The 23,035-nt window shown below is 42.6% G+C and carries 23 protein-coding genes; 12 read left to right on the forward strand and 11 right to left on the reverse strand.

Annotated features, from left to right (window positions below; all coding sequences use genetic code 11):
* Nucleotides 1-80: 80 nt before the first annotated feature.
* From metK to DK415_RS05190, 5 genes are all read right to left on the reverse strand, one after another.
* A complete protein-coding gene (gene metK, locus DK415_RS05170; RefSeq protein ID WP_109432741.1) occupies nucleotides 81-1,235 on the reverse strand; it encodes a methionine adenosyltransferase in 1,155 nt (384 codons plus the stop codon).
* Nucleotides 1,236-1,436: 201 nt separating this feature from the next.
* Entirely contained in the window at nucleotides 1,437-1,706 is a 270-nt protein-coding gene (gene rpsO, locus DK415_RS05175) for a 30S ribosomal protein S15 (RefSeq protein WP_021615823.1), read from the reverse strand.
* Nucleotides 1,707-1,784: 78 nt separating this feature from the next.
* Nucleotides 1,785-2,549, reverse strand: a complete 765-nt coding sequence (gene menH / locus DK415_RS05180; protein ID WP_109432742.1) for a 2-succinyl-6-hydroxy-2,4-cyclohexadiene-1-carboxylate synthase — start codon at nucleotides 2,547-2,549, stop codon at nucleotides 1,785-1,787.
* Between the two features lie 51 nt (nucleotides 2,550-2,600).
* Nucleotides 2,601-4,307: a 2-succinyl-5-enolpyruvyl-6-hydroxy-3-cyclohexene-1-carboxylic-acid synthase gene (gene menD / locus DK415_RS05185; RefSeq protein WP_109432743.1), complete on the reverse strand. Its 1,707-nt coding sequence runs from the start codon at nucleotides 4,305-4,307 to the stop codon at nucleotides 2,601-2,603.
* Entirely contained in the window at nucleotides 4,298-5,605 is a 1,308-nt protein-coding gene (locus DK415_RS05190; protein WP_109432744.1) for an isochorismate synthase, read from the reverse strand. The genes menD and DK415_RS05190 overlap by 10 nt, the downstream gene beginning before the upstream one ends.
* Before the next feature lie 117 nt (nucleotides 5,606-5,722).
* Between DK415_RS05190 and DK415_RS05195 the strand changes: the two genes are divergently transcribed.
* Nucleotides 5,723-6,937 (forward strand): pyridoxal phosphate-dependent aminotransferase, encoded by a 1,215-nt coding sequence (locus DK415_RS05195; protein ID WP_109432745.1) that lies wholly within the window; start codon nucleotides 5,723-5,725, stop codon nucleotides 6,935-6,937.
* A gap of 93 nt (nucleotides 6,938-7,030) precedes the next feature.
* Here the strand turns inward: DK415_RS05195 and fadR are convergent, their stop codons facing one another.
* On the reverse strand, nucleotides 7,031-7,756 hold the full coding sequence (gene fadR, locus DK415_RS05200) for a fatty acid metabolism transcriptional regulator FadR (protein WP_109432746.1): 726 nt from the start codon (nucleotides 7,754-7,756) through the stop codon (nucleotides 7,031-7,033).
* Between the two features lie 187 nt (nucleotides 7,757-7,943).
* Between fadR and nhaB the strand changes: the two genes are divergently transcribed.
* Both nhaB and dsbB read left to right on the forward strand, forming a co-directional pair.
* Complete coding sequence (gene nhaB / locus DK415_RS05205) at nucleotides 7,944-9,485, forward strand: Na(+)/H(+) antiporter NhaB (protein WP_109432747.1); 1,542 nt, start codon at nucleotides 7,944-7,946, stop codon at nucleotides 9,483-9,485.
* 24 nt (nucleotides 9,486-9,509) lie between these two features.
* Nucleotides 9,510-10,049 carry a disulfide bond formation protein DsbB gene (dsbB, locus tag DK415_RS05210; protein ID WP_109432748.1) on the forward strand — a complete coding sequence of 180 codons (540 nt, stop codon included), beginning with the start codon at nucleotides 9,510-9,512 and terminating at the stop codon, nucleotides 10,047-10,049.
* A gap of 60 nt (nucleotides 10,050-10,109) precedes the next feature.
* Here the strand turns inward: dsbB and DK415_RS09505 are convergent, their stop codons facing one another.
* The 3 genes from DK415_RS09505 to folB are packed head-to-tail and all read right to left on the reverse strand — an operon-like array spanning nucleotide 10,110 to nucleotide 12,122.
* The gene (locus tag DK415_RS09505; RefSeq protein WP_006717115.1) at nucleotides 10,110-10,256 is read right to left on the reverse strand and encodes a hypothetical protein; all 147 of its coding nucleotides are present in this window, start codon (nucleotides 10,254-10,256) and stop codon (nucleotides 10,110-10,112) included.
* Nucleotides 10,225-11,745 carry a membrane-bound lytic murein transglycosylase MltF gene (gene mltF, locus DK415_RS05215; protein WP_109432749.1) on the reverse strand — a complete coding sequence of 507 codons (1,521 nt, stop codon included), beginning with the start codon at nucleotides 11,743-11,745 and terminating at the stop codon, nucleotides 10,225-10,227. Before mltF ends, DK415_RS09505 begins: the two co-directional genes overlap by 32 nt.
* A 23-nt stretch (nucleotides 11,746-11,768) precedes the next feature.
* Nucleotides 11,769-12,122, reverse strand: coding sequence for a dihydroneopterin aldolase (gene folB / locus DK415_RS05220; protein ID WP_109432750.1), 354 nt, complete (start codon nucleotides 12,120-12,122; stop codon nucleotides 11,769-11,771).
* A gap of 94 nt (nucleotides 12,123-12,216) precedes the next feature.
* Between folB and plsY the strand changes: the two genes are divergently transcribed.
* Complete coding sequence (gene plsY, locus DK415_RS05225; RefSeq protein WP_109432751.1) at nucleotides 12,217-12,813, forward strand: glycerol-3-phosphate 1-O-acyltransferase PlsY; 597 nt, start codon at nucleotides 12,217-12,219, stop codon at nucleotides 12,811-12,813.
* Between the two features lie 67 nt (nucleotides 12,814-12,880).
* Here plsY and sodA read toward each other — a convergent pair whose 3' ends face one another.
* Nucleotides 12,881-13,525: a superoxide dismutase [Mn] gene (gene sodA, locus DK415_RS05230; protein WP_109432752.1), complete on the reverse strand. Its 645-nt coding sequence runs from the start codon at nucleotides 13,523-13,525 to the stop codon at nucleotides 12,881-12,883.
* A gap of 145 nt (nucleotides 13,526-13,670) precedes the next feature.
* On the reverse strand, nucleotides 13,671-15,935 hold the full coding sequence (locus DK415_RS05235) for an NADP-dependent malic enzyme (protein ID WP_109432753.1): 2,265 nt from the start codon (nucleotides 15,933-15,935) through the stop codon (nucleotides 13,671-13,673).
* Nucleotides 15,936-16,163: 228 nt separating this feature from the next.
* Here DK415_RS05235 and rsuA point away from each other — a divergent pair, with 228 nt between their 5' ends.
* The 8 genes from rsuA to DK415_RS05275 all read left to right on the forward strand — a co-directional run bounded on the left by rsuA (nucleotide 16,164) and on the right by DK415_RS05275 (nucleotide 23,014).
* Complete coding sequence (rsuA, locus tag DK415_RS05240) at nucleotides 16,164-16,868, forward strand: 16S rRNA pseudouridine(516) synthase RsuA (RefSeq protein ID WP_109432754.1); 705 nt, start codon at nucleotides 16,164-16,166, stop codon at nucleotides 16,866-16,868.
* 1 nt (nucleotide 16,869) lies between these two features.
* Nucleotides 16,870-18,066 (forward strand): Bcr/CflA family multidrug efflux MFS transporter, encoded by a 1,197-nt coding sequence (locus DK415_RS05245; RefSeq protein ID WP_109432755.1) that lies wholly within the window; start codon nucleotides 16,870-16,872, stop codon nucleotides 18,064-18,066.
* A 194-nt stretch (nucleotides 18,067-18,260) separates the two neighbouring features.
* Nucleotides 18,261-18,896 carry a cytochrome c biogenesis heme-transporting ATPase CcmA gene (ccmA, locus tag DK415_RS05250; RefSeq protein ID WP_109432779.1) on the forward strand — a complete coding sequence of 212 codons (636 nt, stop codon included), beginning with the start codon at nucleotides 18,261-18,263 and terminating at the stop codon, nucleotides 18,894-18,896.
* 4 nt (nucleotides 18,897-18,900) lie between these two features.
* Nucleotides 18,901-19,566: a heme exporter protein CcmB gene (gene ccmB / locus DK415_RS05255; protein WP_006717132.1), complete on the forward strand. Its 666-nt coding sequence runs from the start codon at nucleotides 18,901-18,903 to the stop codon at nucleotides 19,564-19,566.
* A 10-nt stretch (nucleotides 19,567-19,576) separates the two neighbouring features.
* The gene (locus DK415_RS05260) at nucleotides 19,577-20,314 is read left to right on the forward strand and encodes a heme ABC transporter permease (RefSeq protein ID WP_109432756.1); all 738 of its coding nucleotides are present in this window, start codon (nucleotides 19,577-19,579) and stop codon (nucleotides 20,312-20,314) included.
* Nucleotides 20,315-20,331: 17 nt separating this feature from the next.
* The gene (ccmD, locus tag DK415_RS05265; RefSeq protein WP_109432757.1) at nucleotides 20,332-20,541 is read left to right on the forward strand and encodes a heme exporter protein CcmD; all 210 of its coding nucleotides are present in this window, start codon (nucleotides 20,332-20,334) and stop codon (nucleotides 20,539-20,541) included.
* Nucleotides 20,538-21,056, forward strand: a complete 519-nt coding sequence (ccmE, locus tag DK415_RS05270) for a cytochrome c maturation protein CcmE (RefSeq protein WP_109432758.1) — start codon at nucleotides 20,538-20,540, stop codon at nucleotides 21,054-21,056. Before ccmD ends, ccmE begins: the two co-directional genes overlap by 4 nt.
* A complete protein-coding gene (locus tag DK415_RS05275; RefSeq protein ID WP_109432759.1) occupies nucleotides 21,056-23,014 on the forward strand; it encodes a heme lyase CcmF/NrfE family subunit in 1,959 nt (652 codons plus the stop codon). Before ccmE ends, DK415_RS05275 begins: the two co-directional genes overlap by 1 nt.
* Nucleotides 23,015-23,035: the final 21 nt, after the last annotated feature.

The raw sequence follows: 23,035 nt of genomic DNA on the forward strand, positions 1-23,035 counted from the left end.
CGGTCAAAAATTTCTTTGTTTCTAGTTAAACAAAAAAGGATAAGCCTTTCGACTTATCCTCTTTTCATTTCCATTTAAGCTTATTTTAATCCTGCTGCTGCGCGTAACTCTGCGGCGCGGTCGATTTTTTCCCAAGGGAATTGTTCGCGACCGAAGTGGCCGTAAGCCGCGGTTTGGCGGTAAATCGGTTGGATTAAATCTAACATTTTAATTAAGCCGTACGGACGCAAATCAAAGAATTCACGCACGAGGCTGACCAACAATTCATTGGCTACTTTGCCTGTGCCGAAGGTTTCGATCATGATGGATGTCGGTTCGGCAACGCCGATAGCGTAGGAAAGTTGGATTTCACAACGATCAGCAAGGCCGGCGGCAACGATATTTTTCGCCACATAACGGGCAGCGTAGGCGGCAGAACGGTCAACTTTTGATGGGTCTTTACCGGAGAATGCACCGCCACCGTGACGGGCTGCGCCGCCGTAAGTATCCACGATAATTTTACGGCCGGTTAAACCACAGTCCCCCATTGGGCCACCGATAACGAAACGGCCGGTTGGGTTGATGAAATATTTGGTGTCTTTGGATAACCAGTGTGCTGGCAATACCGGTTTGATGATTTCTTCCATCACGCCTTCATGCAAATCTTTTTGGCTGACGGTTTCAGCGTGTTGGGTGGAAAGCACCACGGCATCAATGCCGACAATTTTATGATCTTCATATTTGAAGGTTAATTGGCTTTTTGCATCCGGACGCAACCAGTCTAATTTGCCGCTTTTACGCACTTGCGCTTGGCGTTCCATCAAACGGTGGGCATAAGTGATGGCAGCCGGCATGAATACATCGGTTTCATTGGTGGCGTAACCGAACATAATGCCTTGGTCGCCCGCGCCTTGATCTAACGGATTTTCCCGATCCACGCCTTGGTTGATGTCGGCAGATTGTTTGCCGATGGCGTTTAACACGGCGCAAGAATGGCCGTCAAAGCCCATTTCAGAGCTGGTGTAACCGATGTCGCAAATGACTTCACGGGCTAAATTTTCAATATCGACCCAAGCAGAGGTGGTGATTTCGCCACCCACCAATGCCATCCCGGTTTTCACATAGGTTTCACAGGCAACGCGGGCTTTTGGGTCTTGTTTAAGAATTTCATCTAATACCGCATCAGAAATTTGATCGGCGATTTTATCCGGATGTCCTTCAGAAACGGATTCGGATGTAAATAAATATTGGCTCATTGTTTCTCCGGCATAATTTTATACAGAATAAATGTAAGGTTATTTGGAAGTATTTCCATCTGGACGGCTATAATACGCTTTTAGGCTAAAAATGCAACTTGTCAAAGGGATTTTGTCTATTTGCTATTAATAACGGCATCGGTAAAAAAGAAAAAACCCTCAACAAACGCTGAGGGTTTTCGATTAACACAACTAAAAAGATTAGCGACGTAAACCTAAACGAGCGATTAAGCTGCTGTAAAGTTCAAGATTAGTACGTTTTAAGTAATCTAAAAGTTTACGACGACGGGAAACCATGCGTAATAAACCGCGGCGACCGTGGTGGTCTTTTTTGTGTTCAGCAAAGTGTGCTTGTAAGTGGTTGATTTGTGCGGTTAATAAAGCGATTTGAACTTCGGAAGAACCGGTGTCTTTACCATCGCGACCAAATTCAGCAACGATTTTTGCTTTTTGTTCAGTACTTAGAGACATAATAACTCCTAATATGAAGTGGTTAATGATACATCGTTCGCCGATCTCTAATTCAGCGACGACAAAGGAGTGCAGATTTTAGCCATTGCGCGCCGAAAAAGCAACGAATTTATCTTGTAATAACGTATTTAATTGGGTTGCAAATGCTGTTGGATTTTCTTGATGCGCATTATGTCCTGCCTGTGGAATCAGTGTCAGGTTCAACTGATTGTCTAATGCTATTTGTTTGAATTTATGATCCCGTTCGCCGCAGAAATAATAGAGCGGATAAGGACTGTTTTTGAGGTAAGGACGTAAATCCGGTTGTTTAGCAAGGGAGGTCGCCAACAGCATTTGGGCGATATTATCGCCACAGTTGGCTTGGCGTTTTTCGATCAACGCCTTGCGTTGCTCTTCCATTAAATGGGCGAAGACGGGCTGTTGATACCAATCATTCAGCACGGAAGTCGCGGTTTCATGGCGAAAACGTTGCGCCCAAAATACATCATTTTCCCACCGTACTTTTTTGTCCGCATCATTCGTCAATCCAAGATTGCCGCCTTCAATAATCAGCCCTTGTAGGTTGTATTTGTCTTGTTGACTGCAAAGGGCGTAATACAGCGCAATTCTGCCACCGAGGGAATAGCCCACTAAAAAATACGGGTGATTTCCTACCGCACTTTGGATGTGTTGTGCCACGTAAGCGCAGGTATCATCAAAATCCTGTACAGGGTGATTTTTCGCGCCGCCGTGGAAAGGCAAATCCAAGGCAACGCAATGAAAGTGCGGTAGATTTTCCGTGAGTTTTTGCCAGTCGGCTTGGGTGCCGAGTAAGCCGTGTAAAAAAATGAGGTAAGGTTTCATCACATGAAAAAAGCAAACTAACGTGAGATAGTTTGCTTTTGATCTTTCCGTTTATTCACCGACAACCGCATAACTGATTTGGTCGATGAGGCGTTTGTAAATGGTGCTACCATCATTCGGTGCCACTTTAATTTCGATGATAGTGGCTTCGCGGCGTGAATAGGCTTGTTTTAGCACGGAGCTTAAATCCGCCCAGGTATAAGGACGGGCATATTTTAAATCGAACATGGACGCCACTTGGGAAAACTCGGTGTGGTGCGGCATGCGATAGAACTTATCTTTCACTTCAGCATCCACCGGCAACATATCAAAAATCGCCCCACCGTTGTTGTTGATGATAAATAAAATCGTTGGTTGGGTAAGTTTTTTGAACAATGCCAACGAGTTTAAATCATAAAGCGCAGAGGTATCACCCACTAAGGCAACGACCGGTTGATTAGAACCGATACCGATGCCGGCAATGGTGGCAAGTAAACCGTCAATACCGCTTGCGCCACGATTAGTATGAATCGGGTAGCCTTCCGGCAATTTGGTGAGCGCATCCACTAAACGCACAAATAAGCTGTTACCGAGGAAAAGGGTGCCATTGTTCGGCAGTAAACGTTCAATGTGGTGGGCTAAGGAAGCTTCATTTAAATTGCCACCCACTTGCTGCTCAATAAAGGTGGCACAGAATTTGGATAACGCCAAGGCTTCCAGTAACCACGGTTTTTGTCTTAACGGTGGATGGGCGCGTAACCAATGATGAATTTTGGCAACAAAACGGGTGTGGGAATGATGGTAAGGATCCACCGCTTGTGGGTTTTCATCCACAATCCAATATTCATTTTTAAATTCGGCTAAAAACTGGTTAATGCGTTTACTGATAAAACGGTTGCCAAGCTGAATGACAATATCTGCCTGCAACATTTTTTGTTTCACCGTTTGATTTGCAAGCCAAATATCCGCATAAGGCAAACTGGCTTCCACGCCGGATTGAATATCGGTCAGCAACACCCAGCCCATGGTATTTGCCCAAGAAGCAATGCCCATGGCTTGTTCTGCCGGCATTCTGCCCGCCACAATAATTCCGCGTTTGGTGCGCCATTGATCCCAGTGTTCGTGAATCAATACTTCTTGATGTGGCGCAGGGTAGGTCGTCCAACTTTTATTTTGGCTTAGCCAACGTTGAACGGGCGCTAACCAAGGATGAACATCAATTTCTTCTGCATTAGCATCATATAAAGGCTCGGCGAAAGGCACATTAATGTGTATTACACCGGCTTCTTCCGCTTGTTTATGACAGGCGTGCTCAATTTTTGAAATCAACCAACTTGCGGCATAATCTTGACTTGGACGCGGAAGATTCAAATTGGCAAGCGGATAATCGGCAAACATATTTTCTTGCAAAATCGCCTGATTCGCACCACACTCTAAGAGTTCAGGTGGGCGATCCGCAGTCAGCGCAATCAGATTGACATGGCTTTGACGGGCTTCAATGATTGCCGGGTATAAATTGGCGGCAGCCGTGCCGGACGTCACGATAACGGCAACAGGTTTTTTGGTGGATTTTGCGATGCCAAGGGCAAAAAAACCTAAACCGCGTTCATCAAAATGTGTATGGCAAAGGGCACGATTGGCATTTTGTAAACGCACGGCTTCCAATGTCAGTGGGGTCGAACGCGAACCGGGCGCGATACAAAAGTGGGTTACGCCTTGACGCACAAGGGTTTCCAAGATCACTTTCGACCAACAACGATTAAAGACGCTTACTGACATTTTTGCTCTCCGTTTTCAGATTTCGTTATTTTTAATAATGAGATTAATCCCGCGGCTTTACGCTCGATTTCTTGCCATTCTAGCAAGGGAACTGAGCCCTCAACAATACCGGCACCGGCAAACACATGAATTTTGTCTGCTTCAACAAAGGCAGAACGAATCGCCACACAAAACTCGGCTTGTTGTTGATTAAAAAAGCCTAATGTGCCGGCATACCAACTGCGATCGTAATGTTCAATTTGTTGTAACAATGCTTTGGCTTTTTGTTGTGGTAATCCGGCAACTGCGGCCGTTGGATGAATTGCTTGCAAGCAGTTTAAGTCGGTACAGTTATCGGTTAAAAGTGCGGTGATTTCTCGGCGTAAATGTTGTACTTGACGAAGTTGTTTGATGCCGAGGTTGCCTACTTCAATGTGTTGAGTAAAAGGGGCTAAATTGGCACAAATCCCATCCGCCACCAATTGGTTTTCATGAATGTTTTTCTTGTCGTTAAGTAACCAATCGGCTTGTTTACGATTGGTTTCATGATCCTCGCTCATGGGCGCGGTGCCTGCGAGGGCTTCTGTTTTTAAATGGCGCTCATGACGTGCATACAACCGTTCCGGCGAAGAACCAAGGAAACTGCTTTTGTCATCTTGCGCGAAAAGAAAGTGGTAGCAGCCTTTATTGTAAATTTCACTTTGCGCTAAAAAATCCTTGGCATTGAGCGGTTGATTGAGGGTAAAGGTGCTTTTATTGGCCAACACTAATTTGGTGACCGATTTTTCATGAATTTGCGCCAGAGCCTTTTCTACCCAATTTGCCCATTGTGTTGGATTTGCTTGTTGTTCAATCAAATCAGCGTGGGTTTGAAGCGGTAAAAGTGCGGTCGTTTTTTCAAATGTTTTTAAAACTTGCAACGCCTTGTCTTTATGGTGAATAAAATCATCTAGGTCAATAAAAACGGTGACTTGAATCTGATTGTCGCGCTGTTCTAACACTAACTGTGGCAGAAAAAAGGTGGTTTGCCCGTAAAATTGAATGCCGCCGAAAAGAGGCAAATTGTGTTGATTCACGAAATCTTGCGCTGCATCTAAGTGTTGAAATGTACGAACGACGCCAAGCGTGGCAAAGCATTGTGTTGTTTGCTGTAATTGAAAATAGAATTGCGGATAGTGCGGTTGTGCTTTTAGCCAACTTAATAAATCAACATCGCATTCGGCTTGTGCTGAACAGGCCGCAATGTGATGAGGTTGATTTAATTGTAATGCATTAATTTGATTGATTAATTGCGTTTTAAGTGATTGCAAACTATCCATTTTGAAAAAGCATTGTCTTTAACAGGAAAATAAGTTAAAAATGAACCGCAATTCTACCGCACTTTACGGGAATTTTTCACAAAATATTTCATTTCTTAATTACTCAAGGTCAAAACTATGGAACGCTTTCCCAAATCAGATAAATTAGAGCACGTTTGTTACGATATTCGCGGACCCGTGCACAAAGAGGCACTACGCCTTGAAGAAGAAGGGCATAAAATTTTAAAACTGAATATCGGTAACCCCGCGCCTTTTGGTTTTGAAGCGCCTGATGAAATTCTCGTTGATGTCTTACGTAATCTGCCTTCAGCCCAAGGTTATTGTGATTCCAAAGGGCTTTATTCTGCCCGCAAAGCCATTGTGCAATATTATCAATCGAAAGATATTCGTAGCGTCACAGTAAATGATGTTTACATCGGAAACGGTGTGTCAGAGTTGATTACGATGGCGATGCAAGCACTGTTGAATGACGGTGATGAAGTGTTAATCCCTATGCCGGATTATCCATTATGGACTGCCGCGGCAACGTTGGCGGGCGGTAAAGCGGTGCATTATTTGTGTGATGAACAGGCAGATTGGTTCCCGGATGTAGAAGACATTAAAAGCAAAGTCACCTCACGTACGAAAGCGATTGTGATTATTAATCCGAATAACCCGACGGGGGCGGTTTACAGCAAAGAATTGCTGTTAGATATCGTTGAAGTGGCACGTCAGAATAATTTAATTATTTTTGCCGATGAGATTTACGACAAAATTTTATACGATGGTGCGGTACACCACCATATCGCCGCATTAGCGCCTGATTTATTAACGGTCACATTTAACGGCTTATCCAAAGCTTATCGTGTAGCTGGTTTCCGCCAAGGTTGGATGATTTTAAATGGGCCCAAAAAACACGCCAAAGGTTACATTGAAGGCTTAGATATGTTGGCGTCTATGCGTTTGTGTGCCAACGTGCCGATGCAACATGCGATTCAGACCGCACTTGGTGGCTATCAAAGCATTAACGAATTCATTTTGCCAGGCGGACGCTTGTTGGAACAACGCAATAAAGCCTATGAATTACTCAACCAAATTCCGGGAATTAGTTGTACGAAGCCGATGGGGGCGTTGTATATGTTCCCGAAAATCGACATCAAAAAATTTAATATGTATGACGATGAAAAAATGGTGTTTGATTTATTGGCGCAGGAAAAAGTGTTATTGGTGCACGGTCGCGGTTTTAACTGGCATTCACCGGATCACTTCCGCATTGTAACATTGCCGTATGTTCATCAAATTGAAGAAGCTTTGGGCAAATTTGCGCGGTTCTTGTCGCATTACCATCAGTAATGACTTCCCGAAGAAAAAGCCCCGAATATCCATTCGGGGCTTTTTGTTTAGCATAAAGTGCGGTCATTTTTTCGGAAGATTTTTAATTCAGTATTATTCACTAAAATTTTCCGGTAAAAATGCCTGCATATTGGACCACATGACACCACTTTCTTTTCCGTATTGCAACACGCAAGGGGCTACTTCATCAATAGCCTCGCGTTGGCAAATATCTTGAAGTTTAGTGTAAAAGCGTTTGGCAAGTGCGCGAGCTTCCGGATTTTGGAAATAAAATAAGCCGATGCGGGAATATAAGCTTTTGAAGCTATTTAAAATTAAGCCATAAACTGGATTGTCTGAGGCAAATGCCAAATTGCGGAATACATCGTAGTCAAACTTTGTGTAATCTTCAGCCGTATCTTGCAAGTTATTGAGCGGTTGCAAAATACCGAGTGATTGTTCCCGCGCGCGTTTAAAGGCTTTGGGAATGTAAATCATTGAAATGTCAGTACGCGCTGAGCGCATGTTGGCAATAAGCGAAGGCAATCTTGTGCCATCGAGCTGAATCATGGTCTCTAGAATATTAAGACCGGAGGTTTCCCAAATATCATTGACTTTTGTTGGTTTACCATGTTGGATGCTGAGCCAACCATCACGAGCTAAGCGTTGTAATACTTCACGCAACGTTGTTCTGGTAACACCGATTTTATCGGCAAGTTCACGTTCGGCAGGTAAATCAGAACCTGGGGGAAAATAATTATTCCAAATGCTTTTTACAATATATTCTTCAGCTAAAGCGGCAGGACTTTGTGCCTTCAGAAGAGTCGAGTCATTATGCATAATTGTTCAGTATAAATAGAGGGTAAATTCGCCGTTATTATCGTAGAAACGCCTATACATTACAATTAGATAATTATTTTTTAAATTCATTGACAATATTTGCGATTTTTGACAGAGTTGAACGCGGAATTGCCTCCAATAGCGTAGGTTAAAATATTGTTAATTAAAAGAATTAAGGTCAATTTGTATGGACAATTATCAACAGGCGTTTCTAAAAAACTTTTTGGGCTCGAGTCCGGACTGGTACAAAATAACGATTGTCGCCTTTCTTGTTATTAACCCTATCTTATTTTCAATTTCGCCTTTCTGGGCTGGGTGGTTATTAGTCATTGAATTTATTTTCACCTTGGCGATGGCACTAAAATGCTATCCGTTACAACCCGGCGGGTTACTTGCTATTGAAGCGATTTTTATTGGTATGACAACACCAGAGCACATTAAAGCAGAAGTGTTGGCTAACTTTGAAGTGATTTTGCTATTGATGTTTATGGTGGCAGGTATTTACTTCATGAAGCAGTTATTGTTGTTTGTGTTCACTAAACTGCTTCTTAACATCCATTCTAAATTAGTGCTTTCCTTGGCGTTTTGCTTCAGTGCAGCTTTTTTATCGGCATTTTTGGATGCGTTAACTGTGGTTGCGGTAATCATCAGCGTTGCAATGGGATTTTATGGCGTATACCACAAAGTCGCTTCCGGTGGCACATTCTATGATTCTACCGATATTACGAATGACGAGAAAATCGGTTCTCACCATGAAACCTTAGAAGAATTCCGCGCCTTTTTACGTAGCTTAATGATGCATGCCGGGGTTGGTACTGCATTGGGTGGTGTTATGACGATGGTTGGTGAACCGCAGAATTTGATTATCGCAGACCAAGCTGGTTGGAATTTTGTTGAGTTTTTCCTTCGTATGGCGCCGGTGACTGTTCCTGTATTTATTTTTGGCTTGCTAACTTGTGTTGCGTTAGAGAAATTTCATTTGTTTGGGTACGGTGCAAAATTACCGCAAAAGGTATGGGAAGTATTGGCTGATTTTGATCGCGCCAATATGAAAAAAATGAGTAAACAAGAACGTCTGAAACTCATCGTGCAGGCAATAGTCGGTATTTGGTTGATTATCGGTTTAGCATTTCATTTAGCTTCCGTAGGGTTGATCGGGTTAAGTATTATCATTTTATGTACTGCATTTTGTGGTATCACAAGTGAGCATACCTTAGGTAAGGCTTTCCAAGAGTCTTTGCCATTTACCGCACTTTTAGTGGTGTTCTTTACGATTGTTGCAGTGATTATCGACCAAAAACTTTTTGCACCGATCGTGCATTATGTTTTGTCTGCGGAAGAAAGTACTCAACTCACATTATTCTATGCTTTCAACGGTATCCTTTCTGCTATTTCCGATAACGTATTTGTGGCAACAGTCTATATTAACGAAGCAAAAAATGCGTTGGCAGCGAATATTATTCCACCGCATCAGTTTGAATTATTAGCTGTGGCGATTAATACGGGAACTAACTTGCCTTCCGTCGCAACACCAAACGGACAAGCGGCTTTCTTATTCTTATTAACATCATCGCTTGCGCCACTTATTAACCTCTCCTACGGTAGAATGGTTTACATGGCATTACCTTACACCATTGTGTTATCGTTGGTAGGTTTCTTGGCTGTGGAATATATTTTGCCGCCAATGACAATTTGGTTGGCGAATTTAGGCCTAATCATGCCGATTTAACATTTTTTAGGGAGAAAGAGTGCTATGCTAAAATTTTTCAAAACACTTTCCGTACAACGTAGCGGTTGGTTGTTATTGATGATCTCAGCATTAGTGTTGGAAGGGATTGCACTTTATTTCCAATATGGCATGGAATTACAACCTTGCGTAATGTGCGTTTATGAAAGAGTGGCGTTATTTGGAGTAGCCTTTGCAGGACTTTTCGGTTTAATCGCACCACGTTTTTTAATCGTTCGTTTATTGGCGCTATTAATTGGTTTTGTCAGCGTGGTTAAAGGGCTGTTGCTTTCTCTCAAACATGTAGACTACCAACTTCATCCGGCGCCTTGGAACCAGTGTTCTTATTTGCCGGAATTTCCACAAACTCTACCGTTGGATAAATGGTTTCCAGTGCTATTTCAACCTACTGGCTCTTGTGAGGATGTGGCTTGGTCATTCCTTGGCTTTTCAATGGCGCAATGGATTGTAGTCATGTTTGCCATTTATTTGCTTGTGTTGTTAGTTGTTTTAATTAGCCAATTCAAGCGTCTTGATACGAGAGGGAGAAGACGTTTATTCAAGTAACGTTTTCTATTGAATAGATGTAAAAAATGGTGTTGTATAAAACAACACCATTTTTTTATTTCATATATCTTGCACCACGAATTGTAACGCATGGCGGGCAAACAATTTCGCTTTACGTTGTTTTAAATGCTTTAAACGCAAAGTACGTGCTTGTTGTTGATGAATGAATTTTTTCTTAGTTGGTTTGAGAAATCTTTTCTTGTGCATGGATGTTTTCCTCTGTTTGTCGATTTTCATGTTGTTTATTTTCATTCAAATCAGAATGGTCTTTCTCTGCATTTTTGATCTCATTATCAGATTCTTGCGTTAATTTCTCACTTTGATTTTGCTGAACGCGATAATAATTCACAATGCTATTCATGTAACGACGAATATTTTCGATGTATTGAAATGCTTCATAGCCTCTTGCATAGCCGTATTTAAGGTTTGAATAGTAACGTTTTTCGGCTAATAAAGGTAAATTCTTTTTGACATCAAGCCAGTTATCCGGATTTCCACCCAAGTTTTTAGTGAGGCGACGAGCATCCAGTAAATGACCTAACCCCATGTTATACGCTGCCAGCGCAAACCAAATTCTTTCTTCCTCATTGATGCTAGTTGGTATCTGTTCAAGCAGCCAATGTAAATATTCTGAACCGGCTTTGATACTTTGCTCGGGATCGGTTCGATCCTGAATTTTCATATGTTCAGCGGTATCTTTCGTCAGCATCATGATGCCTCTAACACCTGTTGGTGAGGTGGCATCTGGGTTCCAATGGGATTCCTGATAGGCGATTGCCGCTAATAAGCGCCAGTCCAAATCACCTTTATGCTTAGTAAAGAGCGGTTCAAATTTTGGAAGAATTGTTTCTATTGCATTTAAATAAGATTTTGCGTCAACATAGTCAAAGTCGCGAAAATGGCTAAAATATTTTTCTTCAATATTGGCAATTAAGCCGGAATCTATAGCGCCATTCATGAAATCTAATAAAGCTGATTGCAATTCATTGGATGCGTTATTCGCTAAATACCAATGCACGCTCATTTCATCGGTTAAGTCAAAAGCCACAGCAATTTGTGGCTTAATATGTTGTGCAGCTGAAATATCTAAAGAATTGGCAACTGTATAGTCAATTTTGCCATCAGCAACTTGTAACAACAGTTCTTCTTGCGTTTGTTTTTTATCTACCACCCAGGTTAGATGGGAATTTTTTAGTTTGGCCTCTTTCAGGATGTGTTCCAATTCTGCATTATCCGGAATGACGAGTTGGCTATTAATTTGCGCTAGCGAACGTGGCCGATTTTCACCTTTTCGATAAGCAATTTGCCAAGAAGCAGAATAATATGACGGTCCTAATTGGAAATGTTCAACTTTATTGGGCTGATAAAAAAGATTGGCCGCCGCAATATCAATAGCATGATCATTTAAGGCGGTGAAAAGTTCTTCACTGTTGTTTAACGGTTTGATTTCTAACTCAACCTTCAAATAATCCGCAAACGCTTTACTGAGTTCGTATTCTAAACCGGATTGCCCTTCTGCATTGATAAAGTAAGAAATAGGATTGTTAATGGTTCCTACAATTAATTTGCCACGACTTTGAATGGCGTGATAAGGATTTTCTTCCGAAGACATGATTTGTCGCCATGGAAATACCATATCTAACGCCCATAAGAGCAAGCATACGCCTGCAATAATGCGTAAAAATAAACCTTTCAAATGATCTCTTTCTCTAAAAAATATTAGCGATTCCGCTCAATAATGACACCAACGTTATTGGCTTGTGCAACAGCTTTTGGTTTACTCAATTTGAGTCGAAGTCGACTAATGTTAAATTGACGTTGTAATTGATCAGCCACTTCATTAGCAACCCGTTCGATTAAAAAGAATGGCTTGGATTGCACGTAATCAATGATAAATTGGCTGATTTCGGCATAATTTAACGTGTATTGAACATCATCAGTGAGTGCAGCCTGATGCGTATCCCAAGCCATTTCGACATCAAAGATCAGTTTTTGTTTAATTTGTTGTTCCCAATCATAAACGCCAATTTGCGCAAATACACTCAATCCTTCAATAAAAATGAGATCTTTCATGATGTTCCTATCGTTATCGCTTAAATTTTTGTGGGCTTATACTATCAACTTTGGGTACAATAGACGAACAATTTTTCCACTCCAAGGAAGTCCTATGAGCCTTTTCGCCCTTTTCTACATGTTATTGAGCTATTTACTTGGTTCTATTTCTAGCGCGATTTTATTATGCCGTATTGCCGGCTTACCGGATCCAAGAAAGGCAGGATCGAATAATCCTGGCGCAACAAATGTATTGCGTATTGGTGGACGTTGGATTGCGCTTGGAGTTTTAATTTGTGACATCTTAAAAGGTATGTTGCCGGTTTGGCTCGGTTACTCTTTAGGCTTAACCCAATTTGAATTAGGCATGGTGGCGTTAGGGGCATGTTTAGGGCATATTTTTCCTATTTTCTTCAAGTTTAAAGGAGGAAAGGGAGTAGCAACAGCTTTCGGAGCCATTGCACCAATTGGTTGGGGGGTATTATTTTCTACATTGGGAACTTGGGTTTTCGTCTTCCTCATTAGCGGTTATTCCTCCCTTAGCGCAGTAATTAGCGCATTGTTGGTGCCACTCTATGTTTGGTGGTTTAAACCGGAGTTTACCTTCCCTGTTGCTTTAGTTTGTTGTCTTCTCATTTACCGTCACCATGAGAACATTCAACGTTTATGGCGCGGAGAAGAAGATAAAATGTGGAATAAGTTTAAAAAGTAGCAGTGAAAACCAAGAATAAAAAAGTGCGGTCATTTTTGACCGCACTTTTTCTTTTTATAAGCCTTAATTAGTGGTGAGCACCGGCTAATGCTTTTTCAAAACGTTCGTTAGCAAAATCCCAGTTCAAGACATTCCAGAATTCTTTGATGTAGTCCGGACGGCGGTTTTGGAATTTCAAATAGTAAGCGTGCTCCCAAACGTCTAAACCGAAGATTGGTGTGCCTGAACAGCCGGCAAATTCTTTACCCATAACTGGGTTGTCTTGGTTTGCTGTAGAAACCACGGCAAGTTTACCGTTTTCCAATACTAGCCATGCCCAACCGGAACCGAAACGGGTCGCTGCTGCTTTTTCAAATTCCGCTTTGAAGTTTTCGACAGAACCAAAGTCACGTTCGATGGCATCTTTTAGTGCGCCTTGTAAAGTAGTACCTTTTTTCAAACTTTTCCAGAATAAGCTGTGGTTTAAGTGACCGCCTGCATTGTTGCGTAACGCCGGGCGTTTTTCAGGTGCAACTTCATGTAAGTGCGCCAATAATTTACCTGGGCAACCGCCGGCAAGCTCTTGTAATTCTGGGGAGTTTTCTAACACAGCGTTCGCGTTGTTAACATAGGCTTGGTGATGTTTAGTATGGTGGATTTCCATGGTTTGCGCATCGAAATGGGGTTCTAATGCGTCATAGGCATAACCTAATTCAGGTAAAGTATAAGCCATAATTTTTTCCTTTTGTTAGAGTAAATTCATGTTTAAAAAACGGGAAAATGATAGCACAAAAATTGATTAAGATCATTAAATGCTAGGGTTGATGCATAAAAAAGAAGATGGCAACTAGCCATCTTCTTTATTTTTTGTTAGGCCATTATTGTGCTTTTACCGCAGCAATTGCCACCATATTAATAATACGGCGAACAGAAGCGACTGACGTTAAAATATGCGCTGATTTTTTCAAGCCCATTAAGATTGGTCCAACGGTTGTCGGTGTTGCCGTGCCTTGTAATAGATTTAAGCTGATACGCGCAGCTTCCATATTTGGCATCACTAGCACGTTTGCCGCGCCTTTGAGTGGGCTGTCCGGCATCACGTCATCACGGAGCTGTTGTGATAAGGCAACGTCACAGTGCATTTCGCCGTCAATGGAGAGTTCCGGCGCTCTTTCTTTCACTAAACGTAAAACGTTACGCATTTTGACCGCACTTGGGGTGTTATTGCTACCGTAATTGGAATGTGAAATTAAGGCAATTTGCGGTTCGATACCAAACAGGCTGACTTCTTTCGCTGTCATGAGCGTAATTTCTGCCAATTCTTCCGCTGTCGGATCGTTGTTCACGAAGGTATCGGCAAGAAATAAGTTGCCTGCCGGTAGCACCAAACCGTTAACGGTAGCGGCCGTATGGACGCCTTCTTGCAAACCAATGACGTTTTTGAGGGTTTTTAAATGATCAGCATAATGTCCTACTAAACCACACAACATGGCGTCGGCATGACCTAAATGTAACAATACGGCACCGATGGCGGTTGGGTTGTTAAACATTTCACGTTTGGCAATACTTGGTGTGACGCCAGAGCGTTTGAGCATGTCATAGTAAGTTTTACAGCATTCTTGATAACGTGCGTCATTTTCGATGTTAATTAGCTCGAAATCACGCCCTGCCTGAATATGCAAACCGAGTTTTTTAATGCGTTGTTCAATCACGCTTGGGCGACCGAGTAAAATCGGATAAGCGATGCCTAAGGTCGAGATTTCTTGAACTGCGTGTAAAATTCGGGTTTCTTCACCGTCGGTTAATAACACACGTTTCTTGTTTTGTTTTGCTTGCGCAAATACCGGTTTCATAAACAAGTTGGTTTTATAAACGAACTGGGTGAGTTGCTCGATGTAAGCATCAAAATCTTTAATTGGACGGGTTGCGACACCGGAATCCATCGCGGCTTTTGCCACGGCTGGTGCGATACGCACGATTAAACGCGGATCGAATGGTTTTGGAATAATGTATTCCGGACCGAAAGACAATTCGCTGTCACCGTAAGCGGAGGTAACGACATCGCTTTGCTCTGCCAAGGCTAAATCAGCAATAGCACGGACCGCGGCAAGTTTCATTTCTTCGTTAATGGTGGTGGCGCTGACATCCAATGCACCACGGAAAATGAACGGGAAGCAAAGTACGTTGTTGACTTGGTTTGGGTAGTCGGAACGACCGGTACATACAATGGCATCCGGGCGGGCTTCTTTTGCCAATGGTGGCAGAATTTCCGGTTCAGGGTTGGCGAGTGCCAAAATCAACGGATGTGCCGCCATGGTTTTAACCATTTCTTGCGTTAACGTGCCGGCAGCAGAACAGCCTAAGAAAATATCCGCGTTCGGAATGACTTCCGCTAACGTACGCTTGCCGTTATCGTCAATCGCATACAGTTTTTTGGTTTCATCCATGCGATCATCACGGTTTTTATAGATTACGCCTTTGGAGTCACACACGGTGATATTTTCTTGTTTCATACCGAGGGAAACTAATAAGTTTAAGCACGCAATCGATGCCGCACCGGCACCGGAGGCAACCAGTTTCACATTTTCAATTTTTTTATCAACAATGCGTAAGCCGTTGAGCACTGCGGCGGCAGAAATAATTGCGGTGCCGTGTTGGTCATCGTGGAAGACAGGGATTTTCATTCTTTCACGTAATTTACGTTCAATATAAAAACACTCCGGTGCTTTAATGTCTTCTAAGTTAATGCCGCCGAAGGTGGGTTCAAGAGACGCAATAATATCGATGAGTTTGTCTGGGTCGTGTTCATTTACTTCAATATCGAATACGTTGACACCGGCGAATTTTTTAAACAATACGCCTTTCCCTTCCATCACAGGTTTACCTGCTAAAGCCCCAATATTCCCTAAACCAAGCACTGCCGTACCGTTCGAAATTACCGCCACCAAGTTGCCACGAGAGGTATATTTATAGGAGTCCGCCGGATCTGCCTGAATGGCTAAACAAGGTGCCGCAACACCGGGGGAATAAGCCAAGGCTAAGTCGCGTTGGGTGGCAAGCGATTTGGTTGGTGTCACTTCAATTTTTCCCGGAATTGGGAATTTGTGGAAATCTAATGCCGCTTTTTTAAGTTGTTCATCCATAAAAATATCCTCTTTTGAATAAATTCAGTTAGAAAAAAGTACCCCGCATTATAATTAAAATAGAAAAGAATTCTGTGACATTTCACACATTATTAACAATTTGTCGGAAGTATGAAATGTTGGTCTATGGTGTTTTAATAAAGTGCGGTTATTTCTTGTCGTGTTTTTCCATGGGCGAAGGGCGAAAATTAGCGCTATAATGCGCGAGGATTTTTATAAGGAATTTCTATGCGCTTAGATAAATTTTTAGCGGAAACAACCGGTTTAACCCGTTCACAGGCGGCAAAAGTGTTGCGTCAAAGTGCGGTCACGATTAACGGTAAAATTGAAAAGAGCGGGGCGGCGAAAGTGAGCTCTGATGATGAAATTTATTATGATGGTGAGCGTTTAACTTGGGTGGAAAATGGGCAATACATTATGTTGCACAAACCACAAGGTTACATTTGCTCCCATGAAGATGGCGATCATCCGACGATTTATCAATTTTTTGATTATCCTTTATCTACCCGTTTGCACAGTGCCGGGCGGCTGGATGTGGATACCACAGGTTTGGTGCTGTTGACAGATGATGGACAGTGGTCTCACCGTATTACATCACCAAAACACCATTACCCGAAAACCTATTTGGTGACCTTGGCAGATCCCGTTGAAGCGAATTATGCGCAGGCTTGTGCCGAGGGCATTTTATTGCGTGGGGAAAAGGACCCGACCAAACCGGCTGAGTTAGAAATTTTAGATGATTACAATGTCAATTTGACGATCAGCGAAGGCCGTTATCATCAAGTAAAACGGATGTTTGCCGCCTTGGGAAATAAGGTCGTCGGGTTGCATCGCTGGAAAATCGGCAATTTGACGCTAGATGATGATTTAGGCGAAGGGGAATTTCGTCATCTCACTGAGGAAGAAATCGCTTATTTTATAGGAGAGGTATAGTTTGAGTTCAAGCAAAGTCGTTAAAACAAATTTTATTTTCGTTGTTGCTTTAGGCATTTTATCTATGTTGCCGCCGTTGGGCGTAGACATGTATTTGCCGGCATTTTTAACTATTGCGCAAGATTTTGGTGTGACCAATGATCAAGTGCAACATACGTTAACGTCTTTTGCTTATGGTTTAGCGCTTGGGCAATTATTCTGGGGTCCGTTCGGTGATAGTTTCGGGCGAAAGCCGATTATTTTGTTAGGCGTGGCGGTTGCCGCTGTTGCCGCCTTAATTCTGACTCAAATACATTCGATTGGAAATTTCACCGCACTTCGTTTCGTGCAGGGGTTCTTTGGTGCCGCACCGGTCGTGTTGGTGGGCGCCTTATTACGGGATTTATTTGATAAAAATGAATTATCCAAAATGATGTCAACCATCAGCTTGGTATTTATGGTTGCGCCATTATTAGCACCGATTATTGGCGGTTATATTGTGTACTTTTTCCACTGGCATGCCATTTTTTATGTTATTGCCTTTATGGGTTTTTTGAGCATTTTATTGGTTTTCTTCGTGATTCCCGAAACACATCATCACGATAAACGTATTCCTTTACGCTTGAATGTCATTGCTCGAAACTTCATGGCATTGTGGAAACAAAAACAAGTATTGGGTTACATGTTTGCCACCTCTTTTGCTTTCGGTGGTTTGTTTGCTTTCGTGACAGCAGGCTCCATTGTCTATATCGGCATTTATGGTATTAAACCGGAAAATTTTGGTTATTTTTTCATGCTGAATATTGGCATTATGACATTCAGTTCCTTTCTGAACGGGCGTTTAGTTGGTAAATTCGGGGCGGAAACCATGTTGCGTTATGGGCTTGGTGTTCAATTTTTCGCCGGTGTTTGGTTGATGGGTGTCATCCTATTTGATTTAGGGTTTTGGCCAATGGCATTAGGTATTGCCGTATTTGTTGGGCAAAACCCGTTGATCTCTTCTAATTCCATGGCGTCTATTTTAGAAAAATTCCCTAATGCGGCAGGTTCGGCAAATTCGATGGTGGGCAGCGTTCGTTTTGGTATTGGCGCCGGTATTGGCTCGTTAATTGCGTTAATGCCTACAGACAGTGCATTGCCCATGTTATTAACGATGGGCGCCTGTTCGCTTGTATCCGTTCTTTTCTATATTTTTTTAACGGCGAAAAACCTTAAATAATCACCCGGCCACATTCGGTCGAATGTGGCTTAAATTCATTGATGATACCTATTCTCATTCTTGATAAAGACGTAAACTTGTTCTAAGTCAAAAAGTGGTTAAACTACCACTAAATGGTTATGTTATTTAACCCTGCCATTTAATTTCCTTATGATAGAATGCCCCGCAAAAATAAGTCTGTGAAACAATCTGTTATGGTAAATCAATTAATTCTCGAAAATCTCGCTTGCCAACGTGGCGATAAAGTCCTTTTTCAACACTTGAATTTACAAATTCAGGCAGGAGATTTTGTGCAAATTGAAGGGCATAACGGCATTGGTAAAACCAGTTTGCTACGCATTGTTGCAGGCCTTGCTTCACCACTGGAAGGAAAAGTGCGGTGGAATTCTGAAGAGATTACTAAACAGCGTGAAGTTTTCCATTATGATTTGTTGTATTTGGGGCATCAGAGCGGCATTAAGCCTGAATTGACTGCTTGGGAAAATTTGCGCTTTTATCAGCAAATCGGGCATTGCCGTCAGGGGGATGATTTGTTGTGGGAGGTATTACAAACGGTCGGTTTGCTCGGTCGAGAAGATATTCCTGCTGCACAACTTTCTGCCGGACAGCAAAAACGTATTGCGTTGGCTCGTTTGTGGTTATCAAAAGCGCCGTTATGGATTTTAGATGAGCCATTTAACGCTATCGATAAAAAAGGGGTGGCGGTTTTAACTGCACTTTTTGAGCAACACGCACAAAATGGCGGTATTGTGATCTTAACCAGCCATCAGGAAGTGCCGAGTGCTCGGTTGAAAAAAATCAATTTAGAACAGTTTAAGTGTACAGAGTGACGGCATGATCTTTTGGAATATTATTAAACGCGAATTACAAATTGCCATGCGCAAACAGGCGGAGATTCTTAATCCGTTGTGGTTTTTTCTTATTGTAATTACTTTGTTTCCATTGGTGATTGGGCCTGATCCGAAACTGCTTTCCCGTATCGCGCCCGGTGTGGCTTGGGTGGCGGCGTTGTTGTCTGCGTTGTTGTCGTTTGAACGTTTGTTTCGTGATGATTTTATTGACGGTTCCTTAGAACAGGTCATGTTGACGTCTCAGCCATTGGTATTAACCGCGTTGGCGAAAGTGCTGGCGCATTGGTTGTTAACAGGTTTGCCATTAATTTTATTGTCGCCTATTGCAGCATTATTGCTGTCATTGGAAATATCAATTTGGTGGGCCCTAGTTCTGACACTATTATTAGGCACACCGGTGTTGAGCTGTCTTGGTGCTATTGGTGTGGCGCTTACGGTGGGGTTGCGTAAGGGCGGTGTGCTGTTGAGTTTGTTGGTTGTGCCGCTGTTTATTCCAGTGCTTATTTTTTCCGCGTCGGTGTTAGATGCCGCCGGATTAAATTTACCTTACGGCGGGCAATTAGCCATTCTTGGTGCGATTTTAGCCGCTGTAGTAACATTATCTCCTTTTGCCATTGCAACGGCATTACGGATTAGTTTAGATCAATAGAGGATAGTTTATGTGGAAGTGGTTGCATCCTTATGCAAAATCGGAAACTCAATATCAATTATGCGGTAAGTTTAGTCCTTATTTTGCGGGTCTGACGGCGCTGTTATTAGTCGTCGGTATCGTGTGGGGTATCGCATTTGCGCCTGCGGATTATCAACAGGGCAATAGCTTCCGCATCATGTATGTACATGTGCCGACAGCAATTTGGTCCATGGGGGTTTATGGCTCCATGGCGGTTGCGGCATTAGTTGCACTTGTGTGGCAAATTAAGCAGGCACAATTGGCAATGATTGCTATGGCGCCTATTGGGGCATTATTTACTTTCTTGGCGTTGGTGACAGGTGCCATTTGGGGAAAACCAATGTGGGGTGCTTGGTGGGTATGGGATGCCCGTTTAACCGCTGAATTAATTCTGTTTTTCTTATATTTAGGCGTGTTGGCATTGTATTCCGCTTTTCAAGATCGCAATGTCGGCGCAAAAGCCGCTTCTGTCTTGTGCCTTGTTGGTGTGGTGAATTTGCCGATCATTCACTTTTCGGTGGAATGGTGGAATACCTTACATCAAGGTGCAAGTATCACAAAATTAGAACGACCATCTATTGCTACACCAATGTTGCTGCCGTTGATTTTATGTATCTTTGGTTTCATGACGTTATCCATTTGGTTGACGTTGGTGCGTTACCGCAACGAATTATTGAAAGAAGATGCTAAACGCCCGTGGGTAAAAGCATTGGCTGAAAAATTTTAGGTTGAATTGGGGGAATTATGTTTTTTGAATCTTGGAGTGAATTACTGAATATGGGAGGCTACGGTTTTTATGTGTGGCTTTCTTATGGTCTGAGTTTATTGGCGATTGTGGTGCTTATCGTGCAAAGCCTTGCAGGCAAAAGTGCGGTGCTAAAATCTATCAAACGTGAACAACAACGTGAAGCCCGTTTACAACAAATGAAACAACAAAAAGGAGATACGCTATGAACCCGAGACGTAAATCTCGTTTATCCGTGGTCTTATTCGTACTGTTAGGTGTTGCGGTGGCTTCTGCTTTAGTGTTATACGCGTTACGCCAAAATATCGACCTGTTCTATACACCATCAGAAGTGGTTTACGGTAAAAATGATAATGCCGATCAAAAACCGGAAGTTGGACAACGTATTCGTGTCGGTGGCATGGTTGTTGCCGGTACGGTAGAACGTGATCCAAAAAGCTTAAAAGTCCGTTTTGATTTGAATGATATTGGTCCATCTATCAGCGTTGAATATGAAGGTATCCTGCCTGATTTATTCCGTGAAGGTCAAGGCATTGTTGCACAAGGCATCTTAAAAGAGCCAACCCTGTTAGAGGCGAGTGAAGTGTTAGCGAAACATGATGAAAATTATGTGCCGCCGGATTTAGAAAAACAAATGCAAAAAGTTCATAAGCCGATGGGTGTTTCTGATCTGAAAGGTGAGAGTGAGCGCGATCGTCAAGAAAAAATGAAAGAAGGTCAGTAATGATTGCAGAATTAGGAAATTATGCTTTAGCGCTAAGCTTAGCAATCGCCATTTTATTGGCGATTTTCCCTTTATGGGGTGCTGAAAAAGGGAGTGTACAAATGATGTCTTTGGCGCGTCCAATGACATATGGTTTGTTTGTCGTGTTAACTTTTTCTTTTGGGGCCTTATTTTATTTGTTCGCTGTTAACGATTTCAGCGTGCAATATGTGGTGAATAACTCCAACACGACATTGCCGATTTACTATCGTTTATCTGCGGTATGGGGTTCCCACGAAGGCTCGTTATTATTATGGATTTGGTTGCTGTCTTTATGGAGCGCAGCGGTCGCGTTATTTAGCAAACACTTACCACAAGAAGCCACCGCTCGCGTGCTTGGTATTATGGGGATTATCAGTATCGGTTTCTTGCTTTTCGTGTTATTTACCTCTAATCCATTTAACCGCACTTTCCCTGAATTTCCGGTGGATGGCAAAGAACTTAACCCGTTATTGCAGGATGTAGGATTGATTTTCCATCCGCCATTGTTATACATGGGATATGTAGGCTTTTCTGTCGCCTTTGCTTTCGCCATCGCATCGTTGATGACCGGTAAACTTGATACCGCTTGGGCTCGTTGGTCACGTCCTTGGACGATGGCCGCTTGGGTGTTCTTAACACTAGGTATCGTGCTTGGTTCTTGGTGGGCATATTATGAACTCGGTTGGGGCGGCTGGTGGTTCTGGGATCCGGTAGAAAATGCCTCCTTCATGCCTTGGTTGGCGGGAACGGCGTTATTGCATTCTTTAGCAGTAACGGAAAAACGCGGTTCTTTTAAAGCCTGGACCGTGTTACTTGCAATTTCTGCGTTCTCCTTGTGTTTGCTTGGCACATTCTTGGTTCGTTCCGGTATTTTGGTTTCTGTGCATGCCTTTGCCTCTGATCCAACCCGTGGTTTATATGTCTTAGCTTATTTAATCGTGGTGATTGGTGGCTCACTGACCTTATATGCTTACAAAGGAAGCCAAATTCGTTCACGTGACAATGCGGAGCGTTATTCCCGTGAAAGCCTGTTGTTGTTAAATAATATTTTATTAATGACCGCACTTTGTGTCGTATTGTTGGGAACATTGTTGCCTCTTGTACATAAACAATTAGGTTTAGGCTCCATTTCTATTGGTGCGCCGTTCTTTGATCAAATGTTCCTGATTATTATGACACCGTTTGCTTTGCTGTTAGGTATTGGTCCGCTTGTGAAGTGGCGTCGTGACCAATTCTCTGCAATTCGCACGCCGGTGATTGTCAGCTTGATTATCATGCTTATTGCCGGTTTTGCACTGCCTTATTTATTGCAAGACAAACTCACCGTCAGTGCTGTATTAGGCACCATGATGGCAGTGATTATCGTATTGCTTAGTCTTTATGAAATGCATCAACGGGCTACCCATCGAGAAAGTTTCTTGAAAGGGGTTAGAAAATTATCCCGTTCCCACTGGGGCATGGTATTGGCGCATTTAGGGGTGGCGATGACCGTTTGGGGAATTGCGTTCAGTCAAAACTACAGTGTTGAACGTGATGTCCGCATGAGTGTGGGAGATACCGTACAAATTGCTGATTATGATTTCACCTTCAAAGGCATTAGCGATGCTAACGGGCCTAACTATATCGGTGGAAAAGCACAAATTGATATCACCTATCATGGTAAACCGGAAGCGACATTATTTGCTGAAAAACGTCTTTATACCGTAAGCAAAATGCCGATGACTGAAGCGGCTATTGACTGGGGCTTTACCCGTGATTTATATGTGGCATTAGGTGAAAAATTAGAGAATAACGCCTGGGCATTACGCTTATATTATAAACCGTTTATTCGTTGGATTTGGCTAGGTGGATTGTTTATGGCGCTGGGCGGTTTATTGTGTATGTTTGACCGTCGTTATCGCTTTAGCAAAATTTTAAGCAGTGAAAATGCGCAATAAATCTTCATTGGCGTAATAGAG

This window comes from Aggregatibacter segnis (assembly GCF_003130075.1).
Lineage (GTDB): Bacteria > Pseudomonadota > Gammaproteobacteria > Enterobacterales > Pasteurellaceae > Aggregatibacter > Aggregatibacter segnis_A.